Source organism: Enterococcus sp. DIV1067f (genome assembly GCF_050543505.1).
Classification (GTDB): domain Bacteria; phylum Bacillota; class Bacilli; order Lactobacillales; family Enterococcaceae; genus Enterococcus_D; species Enterococcus_D entomosocium.
The window spans coordinates 3,344,477-3,366,458 of record NZ_CP172940.1; the positions used below are offsets into that span (position 1 = coordinate 3,344,477).

The 21,982-nt window shown below is 43.0% G+C and carries 20 protein-coding genes; 7 read left to right on the forward strand and 13 right to left on the reverse strand.

Annotated elements, in window-relative coordinates; genetic code table 11:
- Window positions 1-408: 408 nt before the first annotated feature.
- The 4 genes from IGJ42_RS15555 to IGJ42_RS15570 all read left to right on the forward strand — a co-directional run bounded on the left by IGJ42_RS15555 (window position 409) and on the right by IGJ42_RS15570 (window position 5,603).
- Window positions 409-1,410, forward strand: a complete 1,002-nt coding sequence (locus IGJ42_RS15555) for a bile acid:sodium symporter family protein (RefSeq protein ID WP_005233246.1) — start codon at window positions 409-411, stop codon at window positions 1,408-1,410.
- Window positions 1,346-2,446 (forward strand): iron-containing alcohol dehydrogenase family protein, encoded by a 1,101-nt coding sequence (locus tag IGJ42_RS15560; RefSeq protein WP_429946860.1) that lies wholly within the window; start codon window positions 1,346-1,348, stop codon window positions 2,444-2,446. Before IGJ42_RS15555 ends, IGJ42_RS15560 begins: the two co-directional genes overlap by 65 nt.
- Before the next feature lie 171 nt (window positions 2,447-2,617).
- A complete protein-coding gene (locus IGJ42_RS15565; RefSeq protein WP_196044159.1) occupies window positions 2,618-4,501 on the forward strand; it encodes a glycosyltransferase family 2 protein in 1,884 nt (627 codons plus the stop codon).
- Between the two features lie 352 nt (window positions 4,502-4,853).
- Entirely contained in the window at window positions 4,854-5,603 is a 750-nt protein-coding gene (locus IGJ42_RS15570) for a SagB/ThcOx family dehydrogenase (RefSeq protein ID WP_429946861.1), read from the forward strand.
- A 141-nt stretch (window positions 5,604-5,744) separates the two neighbouring features.
- On the opposite strand, the gene IGJ42_RS15575 is transcribed toward IGJ42_RS15570, so the two are convergent.
- On the reverse strand, window positions 5,745-6,182 hold the full coding sequence (locus IGJ42_RS15575; protein WP_086298802.1) for a MerR family transcriptional regulator: 438 nt from the start codon (window positions 6,180-6,182) through the stop codon (window positions 5,745-5,747).
- Between the two features lie 164 nt (window positions 6,183-6,346).
- Between IGJ42_RS15575 and IGJ42_RS15580 the strand changes: the two genes are divergently transcribed.
- The gene (locus IGJ42_RS15580) at window positions 6,347-7,087 is read left to right on the forward strand and encodes an SDR family oxidoreductase (protein WP_008380252.1); all 741 of its coding nucleotides are present in this window, start codon (window positions 6,347-6,349) and stop codon (window positions 7,085-7,087) included.
- A 366-nt stretch (window positions 7,088-7,453) separates the two neighbouring features.
- Entirely contained in the window at window positions 7,454-7,660 is a 207-nt protein-coding gene (locus tag IGJ42_RS15585) for a hypothetical protein (RefSeq protein WP_016620287.1), read from the forward strand.
- A 92-nt stretch (window positions 7,661-7,752) separates the two neighbouring features.
- Here the strand turns inward: IGJ42_RS15585 and IGJ42_RS15590 are convergent, their stop codons facing one another.
- From IGJ42_RS15590 to IGJ42_RS15620, 7 genes are all read right to left on the reverse strand, one after another.
- Window positions 7,753-9,219, reverse strand: coding sequence for a glycoside hydrolase family 1 protein (locus IGJ42_RS15590; protein ID WP_140966170.1), 1,467 nt, complete (start codon window positions 9,217-9,219; stop codon window positions 7,753-7,755).
- An 18-nt stretch (window positions 9,220-9,237) separates the two neighbouring features.
- Complete coding sequence (locus IGJ42_RS15595) at window positions 9,238-11,106, reverse strand: beta-glucoside-specific PTS transporter subunit IIABC (RefSeq protein ID WP_042890886.1); 1,869 nt, start codon at window positions 11,104-11,106, stop codon at window positions 9,238-9,240.
- A 5-nt stretch (window positions 11,107-11,111) separates the two neighbouring features.
- A complete protein-coding gene (locus tag IGJ42_RS15600; RefSeq protein WP_042890884.1) occupies window positions 11,112-11,954 on the reverse strand; it encodes a PRD domain-containing protein in 843 nt (280 codons plus the stop codon).
- 306 nt (window positions 11,955-12,260) lie between these two features.
- Window positions 12,261-12,521 (reverse strand): metal-sensitive transcriptional regulator, encoded by a 261-nt coding sequence (locus IGJ42_RS15605; RefSeq protein ID WP_005230585.1) that lies wholly within the window; start codon window positions 12,519-12,521, stop codon window positions 12,261-12,263.
- A complete protein-coding gene (locus IGJ42_RS15610) occupies window positions 12,518-12,817 on the reverse strand; it encodes a rhodanese-like domain-containing protein (RefSeq protein ID WP_086332748.1) in 300 nt (99 codons plus the stop codon). Before IGJ42_RS15610 ends, IGJ42_RS15605 begins: the two co-directional genes overlap by 4 nt.
- A complete protein-coding gene (locus tag IGJ42_RS15615) occupies window positions 12,810-14,468 on the reverse strand; it encodes an FAD-dependent oxidoreductase (RefSeq protein WP_086332749.1) in 1,659 nt (552 codons plus the stop codon). The genes IGJ42_RS15610 and IGJ42_RS15615 overlap by 8 nt, the downstream gene beginning before the upstream one ends.
- A gap of 2 nt (window positions 14,469-14,470) precedes the next feature.
- Entirely contained in the window at window positions 14,471-14,785 is a 315-nt protein-coding gene (locus tag IGJ42_RS15620) for a rhodanese-like domain-containing protein (protein ID WP_086316654.1), read from the reverse strand.
- A 424-nt stretch (window positions 14,786-15,209) separates the two neighbouring features.
- Between IGJ42_RS15620 and IGJ42_RS15625 the strand changes: the two genes are divergently transcribed.
- Entirely contained in the window at window positions 15,210-15,683 is a 474-nt protein-coding gene (locus IGJ42_RS15625; RefSeq protein WP_052533231.1) for a DUF3955 domain-containing protein, read from the forward strand.
- Window positions 15,684-15,881: 198 nt separating this feature from the next.
- Here IGJ42_RS15625 and IGJ42_RS15630 read toward each other — a convergent pair whose 3' ends face one another.
- The 5 genes from IGJ42_RS15630 to IGJ42_RS15650 form a co-directional block, all read right to left on the reverse strand.
- Window positions 15,882-16,733: a MurR/RpiR family transcriptional regulator gene (locus IGJ42_RS15630; RefSeq protein ID WP_042890882.1), complete on the reverse strand. Its 852-nt coding sequence runs from the start codon at window positions 16,731-16,733 to the stop codon at window positions 15,882-15,884.
- Window positions 16,734-16,805: 72 nt separating this feature from the next.
- The gene (locus tag IGJ42_RS15635) at window positions 16,806-17,720 is read right to left on the reverse strand and encodes an ROK family protein (protein WP_016620279.1); all 915 of its coding nucleotides are present in this window, start codon (window positions 17,718-17,720) and stop codon (window positions 16,806-16,808) included.
- A gap of 68 nt (window positions 17,721-17,788) precedes the next feature.
- A complete protein-coding gene (locus IGJ42_RS15640) occupies window positions 17,789-19,051 on the reverse strand; it encodes a prolyl oligopeptidase family serine peptidase (RefSeq protein ID WP_430615791.1) in 1,263 nt (420 codons plus the stop codon).
- A gap of 19 nt (window positions 19,052-19,070) precedes the next feature.
- Window positions 19,071-20,543: a glycoside hydrolase family 1 protein gene (locus IGJ42_RS15645; protein WP_429946864.1), complete on the reverse strand. Its 1,473-nt coding sequence runs from the start codon at window positions 20,541-20,543 to the stop codon at window positions 19,071-19,073.
- 27 nt (window positions 20,544-20,570) lie between these two features.
- Complete coding sequence (locus tag IGJ42_RS15650) at window positions 20,571-21,881, reverse strand: PTS sugar transporter subunit IIC (protein WP_429946865.1); 1,311 nt, start codon at window positions 21,879-21,881, stop codon at window positions 20,571-20,573.
- Between the last annotated feature and the right edge of the window lie 101 nt (window positions 21,882-21,982).

Genomic DNA, 21,982 nt, shown 5'->3' on the forward strand with positions numbered 1-21,982 from the left:
CAAACGATTGACAAAGCCTTGACTCTTTTGTAGACTAGGTAGAAATAATTTAAATATTTAGAAAATTCCAAATAAAGAAAAGGACGGTGGCGTATATGACCTGCACCAATGTTAGCAAACGAATTATTTTATTATTATAGCCGGGACTGTTTGATTTATACATTCAAAGAGTCCCTATTCACATTGCATCCAAAAAGAAGATCAACTTCTTGAGATGGAGTGTTTTTTTATACCCATTTTCAAGGAAGCGGCCTTTTGCAAACTGACACATTGATGTCAGATAGATCCAAAACGCTCGTTGAACAACTGCTGCCGATTCCCCGCGGTTATGCACTGCACTTATTCTAAAGACCCCTTCTGTTTGAACACTTGATTGGTCAAGCAGAAAAAGGAAGGATGATTTTTCTTATGAAAACCGTCAACACGATCGCTGCTTTTGTAAACAAGTATTTGATCTATATCATGATTTTATTGATGATCGTCTCTTATTTTTTCCCGCAACCCTTCTTATGGATTCCGCCTCGTACAACGATTCTTTTGAGCATCATCATGTTTTGTATGGGGATGACTTTAAACGTTGCTGCTTTTAAAATGGTCGTCTTACAGCCTAAAGCATTCATCTTAGGGGTGCTTTTCCAGTTCACCATCAGTCCTTTGGTGGCTTACGGCTTAGCGCAGCTGTTTGGTCTTTCTTCCGGTTTGATCATCGGGTTTGTCCTACTGGGTTGCGTTTCTGGTGGAACCGCCAGCAATGTCATGACCTTTATCGGCAAAGGCGATGTCGCCCTCACCGTTTCCATGACCACGGTATCGACCTTGTTAGCGACCGTCGTTACCCCCTTTTTGGTTTACATCTTGGCTGGTCAGTATACTGAGATCTCCTTCTGGGAAATGCTCTTGTCTGTCTTGCAGATGGTGCTTTTGCCGATCATTTTAGGGGTGATCGTCCACAAACTCATTGCCAAGCACATCGAGCGATTTCTGCAATCATTTGTGTTGATTTCTTCCGTTAGTATCTTATTGATCGTTGCCGGAACTGTCGCTCGCAACGGTGCCGTCATCGTCCAATCTGGCTTGATCGTGATTTTCTTAGTCTTGCTCCATAACTTGATTGGCTACGGTGCAGGCTATGGTCTGAGCCGTGTGATGGGCGTCAGTGCCACCCAAGCCAAATCCATCATGTTTCAATTAGGAATGAAAAATACCGGCCTAGCGATCTCGTTAGCCAATGCCCACTTTGCCGCCATTGCTGCAGCCGTTACCCCTGCCGCAGTCGGCATGGTGATCCATCAAATTACCGGACCAATTTTAGCCAATCTCGTGGCCAAGAAAGAAGGAAAACAGTATGAGTCAAAGTATCTTTTTGCCAAACTACACAATCGGGGCGGACGCCTACGAAAAAGTAAATGACATCGTAAAACCATACGGCACCAATGCCGTGATCATCGGCGGAAAAACCGCCCTTGAAAAAGCCGAAGACAAGATCAAAGCCGGTTTAACGTCAGAAGTCAAAGTGACGGATACCTTGTGGTACGGCGGCAACTCGACCTATGAAAACGTCGATCAGCTGTTAGCCAATCCAAGCGTCCAAGCCGCCGATGTTCTATTCGCCGTTGGCGGCGGCCGCGTTTGCGATACCGTCAAAGTGGTTGGAGAAAAAGCAGGCAAACCAGTCTTCACCTTTCCAACGATCGGCTCCAACTGCTCACCAGTCACCGCGGTCTGTGTCATCTATAAAGAAAACGGCGAGATGCAAGGGCTGTTTTTCCCTTCGCAACCACCGACCCATGCCTTTATCGACAGTGAGATCATCGCCCAGGCCCCCGACAAGTACTTATGGGCAGGAATCGGCGATGCCCTCTCCAAAGAGATCGAATCGACGTTTTCAGCGCGGGGCGATGAGTTAGACTACACCGATGGGTTAGGCATCCAAATCGGCAAAATGTGCACGGAACGCTTATTGCAATACGGCACACAAGCCTTGAAAGACAGTGCCGCCAATCAGCCATCTTATGCCATTGAGCAAGTCGTCTTGGATATCATCGTGACCACCGGCTTAGTTTCCGTCTTAGTCATCAATGATTACAACTCTGCCCTTGCCCATTCCTTTTACTACGGAACGACCGTTTTGGAAAAAATGGAAGACTATTTACATGGTGCTTCCGTTAGTTACGGCGTTTTGGCCTTGTTGCAGCTCGATCAGCAAGATGCCCTCTTCCAACGCATCTACGCCTTTATGAAGGAAAATAAACTGCCGGTTTGCCTAGCGGATATGGGCCTTAACGACACCAGCGACCTTGAGGCGATCTTAGACAAAGCAATGACCACCAATGACATCGTCCACGTGCCTTATGAGATCACGCGAGAAATGTTTAAACAGGCAATCCTAGAGGTGGAAGCCTATCATGCCAAACAAAACCAAGCAGCATTGGCAGCTGCCAATTAAATGAAACCCTCCAGCAATTCGTTGCTGGAGGGTTTTTTTATGGCCTTTTTTTCGCTTCTTCATACTTGTCCTCCTTCTTCTTTCTTACATGTTAAAAAACATGCAATCGTTTACTTTGATTTATTTTTAAAAACTTATTACTATTTTAGTATAACAAAGGAGGAGATTGGTTTGGAATTGGTTTATTTATCTGGGTTGTTTTTGGTCATTTTCTTGTTGTATTTCCTGGCAAAGAAAAATAATCGCATCAAACAGCTGTTTTCGAAGATCACGATTACTTTTCTGTTTATTTACTTGGTTTGGCGTTTATTTTTCACGATCCCGATTGATAGTTCTGCTTCACTAGTATTTGGGATCATTCTCTATATTGCGGAAGTCATTGGTTTATTTGTCTATGGCTTTTTTGTTTACCTTTTTTCCAATAAGCTCTCAAAAGAATACCGCTACGAGGGGGATGAAGCAGAAGAATTCTTGCCAAGTGTCGCCGCTTTTATTTGTACTTACAATGAAGACATCAAGCTGGTGATCGCCACGGCACTAGCTGTCAAAGCCTTGAAATACCCTAATAAAAAAATCTATATCTGCGATGATGGCCATCGAGAAGAACTAAAAGAAATGGCCGAGCGAATGAATCTCGGCTATTTGACCCGCGAAGGAAATGCCAATGCCAAAGCTGGGAATATCAACTATGCCTTGTCCCAAACCAGCAGTGACTTGATTTTGCTTCTGGATGCTGACTTTATCGTCAAAAAGAACATTATTTTTGAAGCTGTCGACTATTTCCGCAATCCTAAAGTCGCATTGGTGCAATATCCACAAACATTTTATAACAAAGATCCCTTTCAATTACTGCGCAAATCCATGTACAACGAACAGGAATTATTCATGCGCTTTCTAGAACCAGCACTTTCTCGTGAGAATGCTTTGATCCATATCGGTACCAATGCCATCATTCGTCGCAGTGCCCTTGAAGAGATCGGCGGTGTTCCTACCAGCAGTATCACCGAAGATATGGCGACCGGGATGCTTTTACAAGACGCCGGCTATGAAACGATTTTTATCAATAAAGCCTATGCCTTGGGGATCACTCCTTACACTGCCAAAGAGCTGACCTCACAACGGACTCGGTGGGCGCAAGGAACGAAACAAATTTTTGACCACTTCAAACCGCGCCGGTTAAAAGGGTTGTCTTTTATGCAAAAACTTTGTTATTACAACTCCTATTTGTATTGGTTTACCTCTTTCCAAAAAATCATCTTTTTATTGGCACCAACCTTATTTATGGTTTTTGATATCTTTATCGTCAGAAGCAACAATCACCAATTATTGTTGTTCTTTTTACCGCCTTTCATTATGATTTCCCTGTCGTTTCGGCTGTATGTCCCTAAGATCAGGAACCTGACAAGTTCCCACATCTATGATTGCTTTGTCGCTCCTATCCACACTGGGGCATTGATCAAAGAATTTATGAAATCACAGAAAAAATTCAACGTGACCAAAAAAGAGATCGTCGGCAGCAACGCCTTTGATTGGCGAACCGTCTTGCCCCACATCATCCTCTTTACTTGGATTTCCTTTGCCTGTCTGGTAGCTGGGTATCGTTTGTACCGAGGAGAAGGCTATGAATTCGGCTATATCGTGACCTTGATTTGGTCGATCTATAACCTCTATGGCTTGTTTTATGCCATTTTGATCGGGAAAAACCGTTTTATCGAAAGTGATAGTGAAGCCTTGAGTATCGCCATCAATCGTCAGCTTTCTTATGATGCGAAGACGTTCGAAATGTATCAAATGAGTTTCAATGGCTTCCGTGTCCGGACTCATCCCGAGCAAACCTTCGTACCAGGTGAAAGTTACGTCTTTTACGATGATAAGCGTCGCTTCACTATCAATTCGATTTGTCTAGAGGATCATGGCTCCTATGTAACTTTTGCCTTCAACAATCTAACACCGCAATCTGCTGAAGAGCTTGCCAGCTACTATAGCGACCAGCTCAATGCTGCCAAACAGTTAGAATTTGATATGGAGGAAGAAGTCGCAGAAATGAATAGTTAGTCCCGCCCCCTTTGTCGCAAGAGACAAGGGGGCTTTATTGATTCCAGAAAGCTCCTCGAAGGGTTGTTCCCCATATTATGATGCTTGTCTTCCTTTAGATAACATTCTGGCATTTGCTACACTCTTTTCCAATGATCATTGATTGAAAGAGCCAGAACAAAATCTAGACGATTTCTCGATGGCAATACTTTTAAAGCCTTTAGAAAATATTAAAAAGTCTGCTTTCCCTATGACCTGATTGAGCTGATGCGGGTGCCACAGCTCTCACATTTGTGAATAAAAGCGCATGGAAAAGCAATCCTTGTTATACTTATAAATAACACGAAGTCCATAGTAAAAAGGAGGAATCCTCATGATCCGTTACAAACGATTTCGCTTTGTTCATTTAGGCGCTTTTTTGGTGTTGGGCTTACTCCTCACTGGCTGCAGTGCGGATACGGCACCAATTGAAGAACAACCGACTACTGACACGGTCACTCCTTTTGAACCAGCGGTTTCCTATGAAACTTTTCCATTGCCGCAACCGATCTTAGATGGGGAAACCAGTGTGGCGGAAGCTCTCTTCAATCGGCGCTCGCAACGGGATTTTCAAGACACCGAGCTAACACAAGAACAGCTGGCACAGCTTTTATGGGCCGCTGCCGGTGTCACTACAGAAGATGGTCGCCGGACAGCGCCTTCGGCTGGTGCCTTGTATCCCTTAGACCTCTATGTCGTGGTTACACAGGTAACAGGGCTTGAGCCAGGGCTTTATCTGTATCAACCTGAGCAGCATACCTTAGCAAAAGTTCTTGCCGGCGATTTTCGGACCGCATTGGCGGAAGGTTCGTTGGATCAGCAAGCGATCCAACGGGCACCTGCCACATTGCTTTATACAGTGGTTTATGAACGACTGATTGAGCGCTATGGGGACCGAGGAATCGAACGCTATGCCTATATCGAAGTCGGTCATTCAGCCCAAAACGTCCTTTTACAAGCCCAAGCGTTAGGCTTAGGCGCTGTGCCGATCGGCGCCTTCACGGATCATGAACTCAAAGAATTATTACAACTGCCGACGGAAAATGAACCCCGCTATTTGATTCCAGTGGGGGTTATTGAGTAGCGCTACTGAATAACAGAGCCCATTTTCGTAGGATTGTCAGTCTTTCATTAGAAAACGGCAACTGGCAAGGTTTATTTTCCCAGCAAAACTAGTACAATCGAAAAACCACCTGCAAAAACAGCAGGTGGTTTTTCGATGGACTTACAGTTTGTATGATCGGACTTCTTCTGGTATTTCTTCTAGCGGCAACTCTTTTACTACCGCCTCGGTACCTGCTGCCATCGCTGTATCGTAGTACCAGCATTTGTATTTGATCGTATTCATCGTTTCTTGCAAGGCTGCCATTTGCTTGGTGACTTCTTCCAAACGTTCATGAAACAGCTGCTGTCGTTTCTGCAAAGACGCATCGCCTTCTTCGCCCCAATCCAAGAAATTCTTGATGTCTTTGATGGGCATGCCGGTATTCTTCAAACAATCGATCACTTTGATCGTCGCCACTTCTTTTTCTGAAAACACCCGAATGCCGCCATTGCTACGGGCCATATTCGGAAACATTCCTTCTCGATCGTAGTAACGTAGTGTCGAGATGGGGATGTTAGTCGTTTTTGATACTTCACCAATCGAGTAACTCACTTGCATCGCTCCTAAAAAAGTTTTGTTTATCGCTTGACCTAAACCTAACTTCAGGTTCTACAATAAAAATACACCGCAAGCACTGTACTGTCAATCACCCGTCATCTCGCAGGTTTGGGTTTGGCAGCAGCAGGATTCGATGAAAAAATCATTCACTGGAGGAAAGACAAATGACAGAAATCAAAGAAAAAGTTATCGTAATTATGGGAGCCTCTTCAGGAATTGGGGAAGCAACCGCCGTTAAGCTAGCCGAACAAGGGGCAAAAGTAGTAATCGCCGCCCGCCGTGAAGAGCGCATCAAAGCACTGGCTGAAAAACTAGGAGAAAATGTCTTGTATCAAACAGCCGATGTCACGAATCGCGAACAAGTCCAACAAGTCATTGATTTAGCCATGACCTCCTTTGGTCGGATTGATGTCCTTTTCAATAATGCTGGCATCATGCCTCAAGGAAACTTGGCAGAGTTGAACTATGACAGCTGGCAAAAAATGCTGGATATCAATATCATGGGGGTATTGAACGGGATCGGCGCTGTGCTGCCCATCATGCAAAAACAACAAGACGGCTTGATCATCGCCACTGACTCAGTTGCTGGACATGTCATTTACCCGGGATCTGCCGTGTACAACGGGACAAAGTTTGCGGTTCGTGCAATCATGGAAGGTTTGCGCCAAGAAGAACGTGAACATGGCATTCGTTCCACCATCGTCTCTCCGGGAATGGTCTCCACGGAATTGTTTGAAACCGTAGGTAATGCTCAACTAGAAGCAGCCTTGAAAGAAACCTCTCGCGTAGAAGGCAACAGCCTAACGCCAGAAGATGTAGCAAATGCCGTGGTTTATGCCATTCAACAGCCCAAACATGTGGCGATCAGCGAAGTCTTGCTGCGCCCAGCAAAACAAACCGTTTAAGCTATTTCTACTAGCCCGTGAAACCTGCTACCCGCCTGAGGCGATCGCAGGTTTTTTTGTCGTCAAATCCCGCCGTTTCCCTGGAAAAAATTACTTGTTTTTCTTGTAACACCCACTTGTCCGAGTAATGTAAACCAATCGTTGCTTAATGTAAACGACTAGGTTCTGTTGCTACGGGGGAAATTTTTTTATACTTAGTACAAAGCAGCTTCCGTATAAAACGACCAATCAGAAACGAACCTACCGTATTTCTCTTATTTATGAATAGCCGAGCATGATTGATATCCCGCCTTCACCGTTGACTTGCAAGTATTATTAGCTGTCCTCTTTTAGTACTTGCTTTTTATAAAAGAATGGAGTGAGTGTATGAATGTGAAACAGCTGCTCGTCATTGCCGAGCAACGAAGAAACATCACGAATCAGAAATTGACCTATGCAGAAAACTTCTTGGCGGCCGGCTACTCCGCGGCCGAATTGCTGGCAGACGAAACCTTTCTCGAATTAGAGCGAAGGGAAACCCAACTGATTGCAGAACGCAATGCTATATTTTACGAAGAAGTCACCCAAAATTAATCCCCCATTCCCCGATCCAATTCCGGGTGACAAAAAGCGAAGGCACAGTTGGGCCTTCGTTTTTTCTGTAAAAAAATGAATTTTCGATTATCTTAATTAATTCCTTCACCATTTGATTGAATCACTTTTTTGTACCAATAAAAGGACTTTTTCTTATAGCGAGCCAACGAGCCAGTCCCATTGTCGTGCTTGTCTACATAAATAAACCCATAGCGTTTTGCCATTTGTCCAGTTCCTGCTGAAACAAGGTCGATGGGCCCCCAAGAAGTATATCCGATAAGATCGACGCCATCTGCAATAGCATCAGCCATTGCCTTAATATGTCTTCGTAAATAGTCGATACGATAATCATCCTCGACTGTATATTCACCATTTTTTTCAATGAGGGTATCTATTGCACCTAACCCATTTTCGACCACCATCAAGGGAATTTCATAGCGTTCATAAATTTGATTTAACGCGATGCGCAATCCTAATGGATCGATTTCCCAGCCCCATTCACTCGCTGTAAGATGCGGATTTTTAACTCCATTGAAAAAATTCCCCGTTTGCTTTTCGGCTTGATCATTTACTTTAGTCACAGTAGAAGATTGGTAGTAAGAAAACGTATAGAAATCAACAGTGCCCTCTTTCAGTACTTCTAAATCTCCTGCTTCGATAGTAAGATCGATCCCTCTATCTTGCCAAAACTTTTTAGCAAAATATGGATAGCGACCTTTCACTTGAACATCACCACAGTAAAAATTACTGATATTAGTCATCTCTTGTGCGAAACGAATATCCTCTGGATGAGAAGACAACGGATAAATCATTCGATAGGCAATCATACAGCCCATGTGCAAATTTTTGTGTAGACTTTTTGCGTACTTGATCACTCGGGCACTTGCAACGAATTGGTGGTGGAGCGCCTGAAACCGCTGCTTGCTGTTATCGATATTTTTAGTATTCAAAAAATCATCAATATCCTTTGGATACATTCCTCCTCCTAAATACGTACCCACCCCTACATCTCTGGATAAAATATTGATTTCATTGAACGTCAGCCAATATCTCACATCATCTTGATAGCGATCAATGACCGTCTTGGCGAATCTTTCATACGCTTCAATCATTTCTCTGCTTTCCCAGCCATTAAACTGCTTTGTCATTTCTATCGGTGATTCATAATGAGACAATGAGACCATCGGCTCTATCTCGTATTTCTTTAATTCTGCGATCAAATCGTCGTAAAACTTTAACCCTTCTTCATTTGGTACTTTCTCTAAACCGGTCGGAAAAATACGAGTCCATGCGATAGAAAAGCGATACAGCTTAAATCCCATCTCTGCAAATAAAGCAATATCCTCTTTGTATCGATGAAAATGATCAATCGCCTCATGACTTGGATAAAAAGCACCTTCTTCAATTTCTGTGGTGATTCGCCGAGGCGTTTTCACATCGCCTCCCAGAAGCAGATCACTAATTGACATTCCTTTGCCGTTCGCTTGATACGCTCCTTCTAATTGATTAGCAGCTGTCGCCCCACCCCAATAAAATCCATCTGGAAATTTTGCTTTCATTTTTTCCCCTTCTTTCTTCTAAATAATTGTTACTAATTTATTCGAGTAATCAATCAATTCATCGTGCTCAAAAAATACCGGTTCATTCTGATTGTTCATAAAAATCAAAACAGAAGTTGGATCGTAGCCTTTAGACTTGATAAAATCAATATCAACACGGGCTAGCAAATCACCCGCCTTTACTCGCTGACCTTCCTCAATAAAAAGTTCAAATCCCTCTCCATCCAGTTTCACTGTATCTAATCCAATATGCAGTAACATTTCTAATCCATTATCATGCCGCAACCCGATGGCATGTTTTGTTGGAAAGACAGTTGTTATCGTGCCTTCAATCGGTGAATGGAATTCTCCCGACACAGGATCGATCGCTAGCCCTGGACCCATTTGTTCGGTGGCAAAAACCTCATCAGCTACTTCACTCAACGGCAAAACGCTGCCGCGGACAAAGCCTTGAATCAATGCTTCTTCAGCCGCTGTCCGTTTTTCTAAAACAATCGGTGAAGGCTTCTCCAACTTTTTCATATCTTCTTCAATACTCTCTTCAAAACCAAAAATGACTGTCAAAACAAATGATATCGAAAAAGCTAACGCCAATGTTATGGCTGCTTTTACAATATTAGAGGCATCCTCTCCGAAAAATACCGGCAAGGTCAAAAGCCCTGGCGATCCGAATGAATAGCGGACTAGTCCGCTGATACCCGCATAAAAACCAGCAATTCCACCTGAGATCATCACATAAATCAGTGGTTTTTTCAGTTTCAAGTTAACCCCGTACAGCGCAGGTTCCGTGATACCAGACAGCGCCGTGATGCCGCTGGAAAAAGCAATTTGTTTCATCTGTTTGTCTTTGGTTTTAACAAATACCCCAAAGGCGGCACCCGCTTGCGAAATGTTGCTTGCTAACATACCTGGTCCTTGGACGATTTCAAAGCCTACGGTTGAAAAGGAGACTTGCGCAATCGGAGTCAAAGCCGTGTGCATACCAACCATTACTAATAAAGGCGTGAAGATGCCCATCAGTGTCGGCACGAGCCATGGAACAGTCACTCGCAGATAATCCACAACAAAGAACAATCCATCTCCAAAAATCGCGCCGATGGGTCCTAAGATCATCAGTGCGAGCGGAGCCATGATGATCACGATAAAAAGCGGCTTCAACATGGTTTTTAAAACACTTGGAATGATCTTTTCAGATAAACGATCAACATAACTCATAACCCAGACGATCAAGATGATTGGGATAACCGTTCCTGAATAAGCGGCTTCACGTATCGGAAGCCCAAACAGCTGCATAGAAACATCCGAGGCAACCAGACTCTGAAATGTTGGATGTAATAAGACACCTGTGATCCCCAATGCTAAATAAAGATTGGTTTTAAATTGCCGTGCCGCACTGGCCGCAATTAAAAAAGGCAAAAAGTAAAAGGCGGCGTCTCCAATCATATTGATGATTTGATAATTTAAACTTTCTCTACTCAATCCCAAAAGGACCAGTAAAGCTAAAACCGCCCGAATTAAACCAAATCCGATCAATGCTGTAATGATTGGCGCCATTACACCAACAATGTTTTCGACGATTCGTTTCACAAGTCCGTTTTTAGGTGTATCTGCAGCTTCATCACTGTTTTTTTCCGTGATTTTATACTGATTGATTACAGTCGAATAGTAATTTCCTACTTCTCCGCCAATCACAAATTGTACTTCATCTCCAGTCAATTTGGTCCCTAGTACTCCTGGAATTTCCTTCGCCTGTGCTTGATTGAATTGCGTGGTATCTTTTAACTGGAAGCGAAGGCGAGTTGCACAATGATAGACCGCGTTAATATTTTTCTCTCCACCGATCGATTGAATGATTTTGTCTACTGATTCTTTCTTTTTATCAACCATTTGGTTCACTCCTCATTTTGTGATAGTAATAGTCTATTAATATGAATAGCTAAATATGCAATTTCTTCTTCAGTGATTGGTTTCTCATAGATTTCTTCTAAAGTCCGTTTTATTCGCTGACTATAGGCCATCGGTTCTTGATACAGCGTAGAGACTGTCTTTATTAAAACTGCATCATTGTTTAACATCGTGTTCGTTAAATAGCGTTCTGCAAAAAATTTGGCATGTGTAACCAGACGCTCATAGTGCAGACTGTGGCTATCCAATTTTTTCTTCACCAACATTTGTACAGACTTTAAAATATTTGTCACGATTTTTGTGATTTGGATAGCATTGGCATGAATTGCTGAGCGACTATTTCCGTTAATGATATGGAAAGTAATGTTCGCTGCTTCTTGTTCATTCAAAGAAACACCAAGTGCTTTTTCAATAATGGCAACACCTTTTTGAGCAGCCTGAAATTCTTCAGGATAAAATCGTTTGAACTCCCAATACATTGAAGAAGTCATAATGACATTGTCTCTGATCCTCTCGACAGTAAAATAAATATGATCGGTCAGTGAAAAGAGTGTATTAGCAGATAACTCCGTATCTAGATATTTCTCCGCTTCTTGGATGACTTCATACGCTAGCTCGATATACTTTACAGGTACATTGTTCATAAAAGTGATCAAGGACTCCATTCGATTATCTTCAATCGGAAGATAAAATTTAGAGATTTTCTCTTCCGAAATCAATTGACCTTTCTTTTGCTGATAACCGATACCCTTGCCAAAAGCAATAACATCTTTGTTGTCTTTCTCAACAATAATAACGTTTACATTCAAAACCTTCTTAATCAAATACATGTATTCTTCTCCTTCCTCCTTTCTGAGCGTAAAAAAAGGCATAATAAAATCAAATCTGCGAACCTTCGCAAAATTGATTTTATTATGCCTTGCCTGCCGTACAGTCACATACACATAAAAAAAATCACTATTTATTTCTTAAATTAATCATAGCATCCAAAAAAAGAAAACGCAATCATTTTTTTATGTACAAAAAACCGCAAAATAGGTATTTCCCTTCTTTTGCGGTCAGCTTCGAATCTTACATCTAGATGACAAACAGACTCTTTCAAACAAAACTAAGTCGTAACACTGTCAAAAATCCCGCTATTTCTTCACGATCAGCTGAACGGCTTGATCGATTTTCTGCTTTTGGGTTTCCGTGTCGCTGTCTGGATTTTCCAAACAATTTTTCAAATTCTCAGCGACAATGATCCCCATAATACGGTTGACGCTGGAACTGACGGCGGACAATTGCGTGATGACATCGACGCATTCTTTCTCGTCTTCGATCATTTTTTGAATCCCCCGCAACTGGCCTTCGGTTCGTTTTAACCGATTCAAAATATCTTTGTTGCATGCGGTCATCGTTTGATTTCTCCTCTCCATGCTGACATGCCGCCGAGGACATTGGTCACTTGAAACCCTTGCTGGTTCAAAAACTCAGACGCCATTTGCGAACGAGCCCCTGAATGACAGATGACATAGTAATTTTTATCCTTCTTTAAGTTGCTGATTTGTTCCGTAAGCTCGCTCAACGGTAGGTTTTGTGCTGTTTTGATGTGTCCTTGTGCAAACTCATCAACTTCTCTGACATCAAGGATCTCAAGCGCCTCACGTTTTTCTTTTTGGGTAAATTCCTCCATAGATATGGCTTTAATCATGAATAATCATCTCCGGCTTAATAGTATTATACAACGAAAAGGCACCATCGAGGTTTTGACAATTGATGCCCGCTTGTTTTAAGATGCGTTCGGCAATGTAGCTTCTCAATCCGCTATGACACGTAACAACATACGAAACACTTGGATCCAATTCAGACAACCGATCTCTCAATTCATCTAACGGAATGTGGAGCGCCTCTTGAAAACGCCCATTATTGGCTAATTCCATCTCTGAACGAACATCCAACAACTGCTTACCGTTTTCTAAGGCCTCCGTCAATTCGTGCCATTGGATATTCTCACTGATTCCTTCTGCCAGATTGATCGCTGCATAGCCAATCATATTCACTGGATCTTTCGCTGAGCCAAAAGGCGGCGCGTAGGTGAATTCCAGTTCAGGCAAGTCAAAGATCGTTAAGCCGCCTTTGATCGCTGTTGCCAAAATATCGATCCGTTTATCGACCCCTTTGGCACCGATGCCTTGCGCACCATAGATGTTTCCAGTGTCAGCATCAAAAATCAGCTTCAAATAAATATCCGTCGCATCAGGATAATACCCAGCATGGTCTTTGCCTGAAAGATGAACCACCTGAGGATTTAGCCCCGCCAGTTTGGCACTGCGCTCACTCAACCCAGTGGACGCTGCGGCAAGATCGAATACGCGCACGATCGCCGTCCCAATACTGCCTTTGTTTTTGCGAGTCAGTCCTCCCAATACATCAGCCACTTGCCGACCTTGGCGATTGGCTGGTGACGCCAAGGAGATCAGCGTGTCTTCGTTAGTGATTTGTTGTTTCACAACGATGGCATCTCCCACCGCGTAAATGTCTTTCTTGCTGGTTTGGTATTGCTCATCTACCAGGATACCCCCCCGGTGTCCTAATTGGATACCAGCACGTTTCGCCAAATCCGTTTCTGGTTGGACACCCACCGAAAGAATCGTGATGTCTGAAGCCAGAACCGTTCCATCCTCCAGAACGATTTCTTGCCCTGCTTTTTCAAAAGCGGTCGCTGACTGCGAGGTCAAAACATTGACCCCTTGCTTGATCAATTCATTTTTGACATACACCGCCATTTCTTCATCCAAAGGTGGCAATACGTGGGGTGCTTTTTCCACGATCGTTACTTGTAGGCCTTTTTTATGTAAATTTTCAGCGACTTCTAACCCAATAAACCCAGCGCCAATGATCGTCGCTTTTTGAGGCTTTTTGTCTTCAAGATGTGTCATGATTTGGTCTAAGTCAGGAACATTGCGCAAAGAAAAGGCGTTGGTTGCTTCTTCTAGCCCTTTGATCGCTGGTACTAGCGGTTTTGCCCCCGGTGATAAAATCAACGCATCATAAGATTCCGTGAAGACCTGTTCGCCATGTTTGACCGTGACCGTTTTCTCCTCCGGATCGATCGCCAGCACTTCATGAAGAGGCCGCACATCTAGGTTAAACCGTTTTTTTAATGCCTCAGGTGTTTGGACCAATAAGGCGTCTCGCTCTTCGATCTCACCAGAAATGGCATACGGCAGTCCACAATTCGCAAAAGAGACAAAAGGACCTTTTTCAAAAATAATGATCTCCGCTACTTCTTTAAGCCGACGTAAGCGCGTTGCTGCAGACATTCCTCCTGCTACCCCACCGACAATAACTATTTTTTCCATCGTTACTTTCCTCCTTTGGTTGTTCCCCGCCATTGATTCATGCCACCGCGAACATTGACCACATCAAACCCCTTTTTATTTAGGATTTTGGCTGCTTGTTTGCTTCGCATCCCTGATTGGCAAATGACTGCCAGTTTCTTGTCACCTTTTTTAGTGAAGCCCGCAATCTTGTTTAACGGTACATTTTTGGCGTAGGCAATGTGCCCGCTACGGTACTCCGCCGGCGTGCGAACATCCAGAACCGTCCATTCTTTGGCTCCTTCTTTTTGTAAATCTGCTGTTGACATACTTGGTATGCGTTTAAATAATGAAAACATTTCTTGCTCCTTTCTTATACCCCTCGGGGTATATTAAACAAGATGTTTCCCTATTTGTCAACTAAGTGATTTTCTTTAAGAAAAGAAACTTGCTGTTGCGTTGCTCCCCACTCGATAAACTGTCATGTATCGGACATGTACCAATCAAGCAAGAGGAAAAAAAGCCACATATTTCCTTCCCCTCAGCCTCAGTGCTATAATAAACAAAAAGATATGCAGTAAAAAATAACACACTACAAGGTCACTTCGTCAAAGACGTTTTTCACGACCTCAGAATAAAAACGATGCTCCTCTCAAAAAAACAGCAGATAAAAAACGACGCAAGCACCACTTTCCCTTGATTTATCAAGAAGCAAGCCCTGCTTTCTTGGAATCAGCGTGGGTTTCGACTATGCTTAAGTCACATCAGCGAAAGGAAAAAAAGATGGAATTTGGCGAAAAAATCAAAGAAGTACGCACAAGAAATAACTTGACCCAAGAACAATTTGCCACTCAATTACACGTGACGAGACAAGCCGTTTCGAACTGGGAAAACAATCGCAATCTACCAGATTTAGAAATGCTGATTGCCATCGCCACGATTTTTCAACTCTCGCTTGATGAATTGATTTTAGGAGGAACTCAAGTGAACAAGATCACTGAAAAACTAATCAAAGACGGCAGCGAGACTCGACGCGCCAAACTCAATTTGATCACGACCTTGATCGGAACATTTTTACTACTATTCGGCTTTGCCTGCTTCTTCATCAAAGCAAGCTCCGTGGAATACATCGATCAATCCGGCATTTTACATGAAAATTTCTATCTAATCCCCGTAGGATTTTTGTTCCTATTGGCTAGTTTCGTAGTATTTGCGGGAACCGGGATCAATTATTTTCGAGCTGCTAGAAGAAAATAACGCAAAAAAACTCGATCCCAGATGATGGAATCGAGTTTTTAACTTTTGTTTAATAAAGAATAGTCCCTTCAATGAACACTATCCCTTAGCCAAGCAGCATTTCCAGACTCTAACGGATAATCCACCCCTAAACGAAAATAGTCCCACAGTTAGCTATTCACCGCTTAAAAACCCAATTTCCAAGCACAAGATCCTCTTTCAGATATTCCGATATTTCAAGTAAGAGGCACGTAAGTTTTCAATGTTTTCTTCATAATGCTCTTTAAAGAAAACAGAGTAGATGGAATCAAACAAAAATTGAAAAATGATCGTGATCGCAAAATCAGCGATCTTGTCTTTTTCATGATCGATCGGGCCTACTACGAGGTTGCGATCGCCATGATGATTGAGTAAGTGGTCATCAGATGAGCTGATGACGACCATTTTCACTTGATTGCCTTTTAAAATCTTTGCTAGCTCCAAGTGACGCTTTTGAACAGGATGATAGGAAGCATATATCGCAATGTCTTGGGTGCCTGCCGATTGTGCAAGTGAAATTTTTTGATAGAGATTTGCAGGAACTGTGACTCTGGCACCACAGCTTTCCATTCGATCTTTAAAAATTTTTGCTACATGCAGCTGTTCATCATCGACAAACACAATAATATTGACAGCATGGATCAAGTCCACGGCAATCTGTTGCAGATCCTTGACACTGATAAAAGTCGTTGCCAAAAATAACGAGCGCTCGTACAAATCTCTTAAATTTGAGATGACGGTAAACGCAGAATCTGTTTTTCCAAATGGAATATTCAAATCTACTTTTTTATCTGCATGCTGTAATTGATCGGCATAAGAGGCAGTGACCATTAATTTCAATTCATTCAACCCGGAATACCCCAACTTTTTGCAAAAACGATAGATGGTAGCTTTAGAAACAAATGCCAATGAACTGATCTCACGAATGGTCATCTGTGTAAAAGCAACTGGGTCCTTATTAATCAAATCAATAATGTTGTGTTCTGTATCAGACAAATATTTAACACAATTCAGTTTTGCAAATAAATTCATGACTATATCTCCCAAACGATTTTGCACCGAACGATTTCTGGTCTTTTTCTAAACGCAGAGTGTCTCCCATGCTCATATAAGGTTGTGTTTTACTTTTTTCACTTTATTTAAATGATGATTCATCAAGGCGCCGATCAAATTCGCGTCATTTCGAAACTTGCACGGAACGATCTTCGGCACTGCAAGATGATATGTGTGTTTCTCTTTCAACCGATCAATGCTTTTTTCGATTTCTTGGATAAATCGTTTTTGCTCACTGATTCCGCCCCCGATAGCAAATGTCTCGGGATCAAAAATATACTGCAGGTTGAACAAATGAAGAGCGATCGTATCACAATACTTTTCTAGAACGCCTTGCAGTTCTTTGTCGCCTTCTTCAATCAGTTGAAACAGCAACTCACCACTGAGCGTGCCTTTTTCCATCCCTTTGACTCGTTCTCCTTCACTAACCAGCGACAGAACACTGCCAGAAGCACCGAAATAAGCGGCTGGTTGATGGTACGCATCGGTTTGCTGGACAAAACTAAACTCGCCAGCGATCCCGCTGCTGCCGCGATGTAGGCGATTATTGATGATCAGTCCACCGCCGACACCAGTGCCAAAGACCAAGACGATGCCATGATCTGTATGCGCCAGCGCTCCGACCCACGATTCTGCCAATGCCGCGCATTTGCCGTCATTTTCTACCGAGATCGGCAAATCAGTGAATGTATGAAAGAGATCAACGATGTTTGTCTGTTCTAAAAAGGTCAGCACACCAGCGGTATGGGCATAACCGTTGAAAACATCAATTTTCCCCGGCATACTGATGGCGATACCATCGACTTGCCCTTCGAATTGCCGAAAAATTTCTTCGACAGCGACTAAAAAGCAGGCTTTCTCTTCAAGAGGTGTTTTTACTTTCCCTTTGAAGAAAATCTCACGATCCCCCGTCATTAAACAGTATTTGATGTAACTGCCTCCTATATCATAAACAAGATAATTCATTGTTTACCCAACTTTCTCAAAAAATATTTCACCTCGGAATATATGGTATCTTCCGAGGTGATAACCCATTATCGTTTTTGCTTTGCTAACCAGTGAAACAACGACTGGGTTTCATTCGCAATCTCACCATTATAAACTGGAATCCATGCCCAATGATCATTGTAGTGATATGGTTCGCCCGTATCGTCCTGATAGTAGCCTGTTTCGTCTGTTATCGCATCCAGAGCAGTCAAGTGAAGCTCAGGATGGTTCATCGCTTTTAGCATTTCATATAATGACTGACTATGCTCGTTAAAGGAAACGACTTGATCGTGAATGCCATGAGTCAACCAAAGTGGGACCTCCTTGAGGCCTTCAAGTTGTCTTTGATCGAGCCATTCTGTCTTATAGGCCTGACAAATAGGAAAAGCTGCCGCGAAAAAATTGGGCTTTCTTAAAAGCAGATTGATGGTCATAAAGCCGCCATTGGAGCCGCCGCCTAAATAGATCCGCGTTGGATCGATCGTTTCAAAGGTCTGAACTGTTTCATCAATCAAACGGCTGACAGCTCGGGTATACTTGCTGGTGCCATCTTGAGTGTAACCGCCGCTTCCATCGTTCATCCACATATCTGGCACTTGAGGAACCAGAAGATAGGCGCCACCAAACATCGCTTGTACTTCGGGATCAGACCAAGCAACCACTTTATTGCCCAAAAGCGCAATTTCAGGATCGATTCCGCCTTCGCCCGCACCGTGCAAAAGAATGATTAGGGGATGCTTACCTTTATCTTTCGGTTCAAAAAGTGCATGGTGTAAAGTGATCTCACCAAACTCAGCATCTACATAAAGAAATTCTTTTTGCAGAAATTGCTCGGTCCCTTCATAAACGGTTTCTTCAAACTGTTGGTTCGTCAAAACGAGGTCGTTCAAAGAAGAACCATTAATACACATTGGCTTCTTTAGCGTAATCGTATACATCGTCTGTCGCTTTTGATTCAAAAACAGCTGTGGATTAAAGACAAAGGGTGATGTCAAAGGGGCATCGGGATGAACCTGCAACGCCAATGTAACGCACGTCGTCGGCAGATCGACGGGTTGCTTTTGTCCTGTCGAATCAGATAAATAAGCCTCTTTGAGTTCAATCTTGCCTTTTATCTGCTTTGGCATTTTCGTCGACCAATCAAAGCCTTCTTTTTCTCCTAGTACTTCAAAAAACGAGGCATCTACTTGCTCATCGATCATTTGTCCAAAATCAATCACAATTTTATGGTTTGCCGGTCCCCAATCGTATCCTTGGCAATGGACGGAATACGTGATCTGGGTAGGTGTATCAGTCTCTGTCTTTGTCATAAAAAACCTCCAGGTTGAATCAAGACTTTGCTTGGATTGAGGTGCCATTAGATTCAATCACTTTTTTGTACCAATAAAAGGATTTTTTCTTTTTGCGGGCAAAAGTCCCTTTTCCAGCATCATCCAAGTCTACATAAATGAACCCATAACGTTTTTTCATTTCCCCAGTTCCTGCCGATATGATATCAATACAGCCCCACGGTGTATAGCCCATTAGTTTCACGCCATCATGTACAACCGCTTTGATCATCTGCTCAATATGGGCACTGAGGTAAGCGATACGCGCATCGTCAATGATCTCTTTTTGTTCGTTAAAAGTGTCAAGTGCGCCTAAGCCGTTTTCTACAATAAACAACGGCAGCTGGTAGCGATCATACAATTGGTTCAATACGATCCGCAAACCTGTCGGATCAATCGGCCAACCCCACTCCGATTCCTCTAAGTAGGGATTCTTTACCGCTTCCATCATATTGCCACGGCTCGTTTTTTCTTGTTCTTTTGTGGAGATGACCGCTGAATTGTAGTAGCTGAAAGAAAGAAAATCGACCGTTCCTTTGCGTAAAAGAGCAAGATCATCTGATTCCATGACCAGCTGCCAGCCGTTTCGTTCATACTCCTTCAAGGCATATTCAGGGTAATAGCCACGGCACTGAACATCGCTATACAGATACTTGAACATTCTAGAAACTTCGATTTCCCGCATACTGTCGTTGGGATTACAGGTTTCTGGGTACATACCAGCACTGGCAAGCATCATTCCAATTTGAAAATCGGGATTGATTTTTTTCCCTTCCATCACGCAGCGGGCACTAGCAAGAAAGACATGATGCAATGCTTGCGCCCTTTTTCCTAAGTCTTTTCCTTTGATCCCTAAAAAAACATAGCCATTCAAAAAATTGATTTCATTGAAGGTGATCCAGTACTTCACTTGCTCTTTAAAACGCTCGAACAACAAGACTGCATAATCGAGAAAATCTTCAATCGTGCACCGATCCAGCCATCCTTCACGACTTTCGGCTAAAGCCAGCGGCATATCAAAATGATTTAAGGTAACGATTGGTTCAATGCCGTATTTGAGCAGTTCATTGAAGATCCTTTCATAGAAGAGAATTCCTTCTTCATTAAGCGATTCTTTCGTTCCATCAGGAAAAATCCGTGTCCAGCTGATCGACATCCGATAAGCCTTGTAGCCTTGTTCAGCAAATAAAGCAATGTCTTCTTGCCAATGATGGTAAAAATCTGTGGCGCGATGGCTAGGATAATACTGATTTTCGTCTAAGTATCCTTGGCAATCCGCTGGCATTCCTTCATACATAGAAATGTTGCGGATTTTTCCTTGCGCATCTTTCACAGTAAGTTGACGGGGCTGTTCCTGACTGCCGCTGGTAACAATATCCAATGTAGATAGTCCTCTGCCGCCTTGATCAAAGCCCCCCTCATATTGATTGGCGGCGGTAGCGCCGCCCCATAAAAATCCTTCTGGTAAACTCATGTTATTGACTGATCCTCCTGTCTTTCTTTAGACCGCCTCTGTGACTTTCTCTGCCATAACCTCAGCTTCAAGCGCTTGCTCTTCCGCCAATGCCAGCTTGTCGGCTTTTAAGAAAAACGGCAAGTAGATCAACCCATTGATACAAATCGCAATGACTACCGCAATCACACCTTTGATCCCGATGGTCAAGATCGGTCCAATGAAGGCTGGCATGATCCAAGGCAGTGAGATCGAAGGGTTCAGTGTGTCATACACCCCAAGATTGTAGCCGATGATCCCTATAATCCCATTTACCAAAGAAGTACTGACCATCGGAATAAAGAAGATCGGATTTAACATCAGCGGCAAACCAAACACTAACGGCTCATTGATGTTAAAGATCGCTGGTGCCAAGCTGAGTTTTCCGAGGGTTTTATAGCGCTGTGATTTTGAAATAAAGGGAATCAACAACGAGATTCCTAAGGTATTGCCGGCTCCTCCAAGTGAATAAAAAGCCATCACCGCCGAAAATGCCAAATGCGGCATCGGCTCCCCATCCATAAAAGCAGTAAGATTGGCAACCCCTGTAGCCATTAAGACCGGCAAGTAAATACTGAGGATCGTATTGGGATGGATCCCAAAAAACCAGAAGATCGAAATAGTGATCATAAAAATAATCGCCGAAATCGGTGTTGCCCCCAAGTTCATAATCGGTGCTCCGACCACGCCATTGATAAAATCAAAATAATCGCCCCACGCAGTTAGACTAAAGCCGATGCGAGCTAAGCAAACAAGTACAAATATAATAATGGCAATAAAGGTCGGCGAAAGCGACTGCGCAACCATTGGCGGCACCGAGTTTGGCAGTTTAACGACCAAGCCTTTTTTGTCCAATACACAATATAGACTAGACACCAATAGCGCTACGATCATCCCGCCGAAAATACCATTACTGCCGATATAGCCAAAATTTAGTCCGGCTACTTCGCCCCCATCATAGGGAATCACTTGCGGCATCAAAACGAAAAACGAGGCCAAAGATAATATCCCACCGGTCACAGGACTTGAATTTCTTTCATTGGTATTATGATAACCAATCATAAACGTCATATACAACGCAGTAATTTCCATTGTCACCTTGATGGTGGCACGCATATGTTCATCGATCCCAGTTTGCGCTAACCAAGCCAACCAAGGCTCAACTGGCAGATTGACTAAAATAGCGATCAGACTGACCCCCAATGTCAATGGCATGGTAGACATCGCCCCATATTGAATCGCTCGAATCGCTTTTATCTGACTAATTTTCCCCATTACAGGCATTATTCGATCATTGATGATAGATTTTGATTCACTCATATTTTTCCTCCCTGAAAGAAATTGGCTTTCAATCACATCAAGTTTCTCCGGATAAAACTATTGTAACCGATTTCAATATCTCGTAATTTATTGCTTATTTC

Coding starts and splice junctions, on each gene's coding strand:
- IGJ42_RS15555 (WP_005233246.1), top strand. CDS start 409: ATGAAAACCGTCAACACGATCGCTGCTTTTGTAAACAAGTATTTGATC.
- IGJ42_RS15560 (WP_429946860.1), top strand. CDS start 1,346: ATGAGTCAAAGTATCTTTTTGCCAAACTACACAATCGGGGCGGACGCC.
- IGJ42_RS15570 (WP_429946861.1), top strand. CDS start 4,854: ATGATCCGTTACAAACGATTTCGCTTTGTTCATTTAGGCGCTTTTTTG.
- IGJ42_RS15575 (WP_086298802.1), bottom strand. CDS start 6,182: ATGCAAGTGAGTTACTCGATTGGTGAAGTATCAAAAACGACTAACATC.
- IGJ42_RS15580 (WP_008380252.1), top strand. CDS start 6,347: ATGACAGAAATCAAAGAAAAAGTTATCGTAATTATGGGAGCCTCTTCA.
- IGJ42_RS15585 (WP_016620287.1), top strand. CDS start 7,454: ATGAATGTGAAACAGCTGCTCGTCATTGCCGAGCAACGAAGAAACATC.
- IGJ42_RS15590 (WP_140966170.1), bottom strand. CDS start 9,219: ATGAAAGCAAAATTTCCAGATGGATTTTATTGGGGTGGGGCGACAGCT.
- IGJ42_RS15595 (WP_042890886.1), bottom strand. CDS start 11,106: ATGGTTGATAAAAAGAAAGAATCAGTAGACAAAATCATTCAATCGATC.
- IGJ42_RS15600 (WP_042890884.1), bottom strand. CDS start 11,954: ATGTATTTGATTAAGAAGGTTTTGAATGTAAACGTTATTATTGTTGAG.
- IGJ42_RS15605 (WP_005230585.1), bottom strand. CDS start 12,521: ATGACCGCATGCAACAAAGATATTTTGAATCGGTTAAAACGAACCGAA.
- IGJ42_RS15610 (WP_086332748.1), bottom strand. CDS start 12,817: ATGATTAAAGCCATATCTATGGAGGAATTTACCCAAAAAGAAAAACGT.
- IGJ42_RS15615 (WP_086332749.1), bottom strand. CDS start 14,468: ATGGAAAAAATAGTTATTGTCGGTGGGGTAGCAGGAGGAATGTCTGCA.
- IGJ42_RS15620 (WP_086316654.1), bottom strand. CDS start 14,785: ATGTTTTCATTATTTAAACGCATACCAAGTATGTCAACAGCAGATTTA.
- IGJ42_RS15625 (WP_052533231.1), top strand. CDS start 15,210: ATGGAATTTGGCGAAAAAATCAAAGAAGTACGCACAAGAAATAACTTG.
- IGJ42_RS15630 (WP_042890882.1), bottom strand. CDS start 16,733: ATGAATTTATTTGCAAAACTGAATTGTGTTAAATATTTGTCTGATACA.
- IGJ42_RS15635 (WP_016620279.1), bottom strand. CDS start 17,720: ATGAATTATCTTGTTTATGATATAGGAGGCAGTTACATCAAATACTGT.
- IGJ42_RS15640 (WP_430615791.1), bottom strand. CDS start 19,051: ATGACAAAGACAGAGACTGATACACCTACCCAGATCACGTATTCCGTC.
- IGJ42_RS15645 (WP_429946864.1), bottom strand. CDS start 20,543: ATGAGTTTACCAGAAGGATTTTTATGGGGCGGCGCTACCGCCGCCAAT.
- IGJ42_RS15650 (WP_429946865.1), bottom strand. CDS start 21,881: ATGAGTGAATCAAAATCTATCATCAATGATCGAATAATGCCTGTAATG.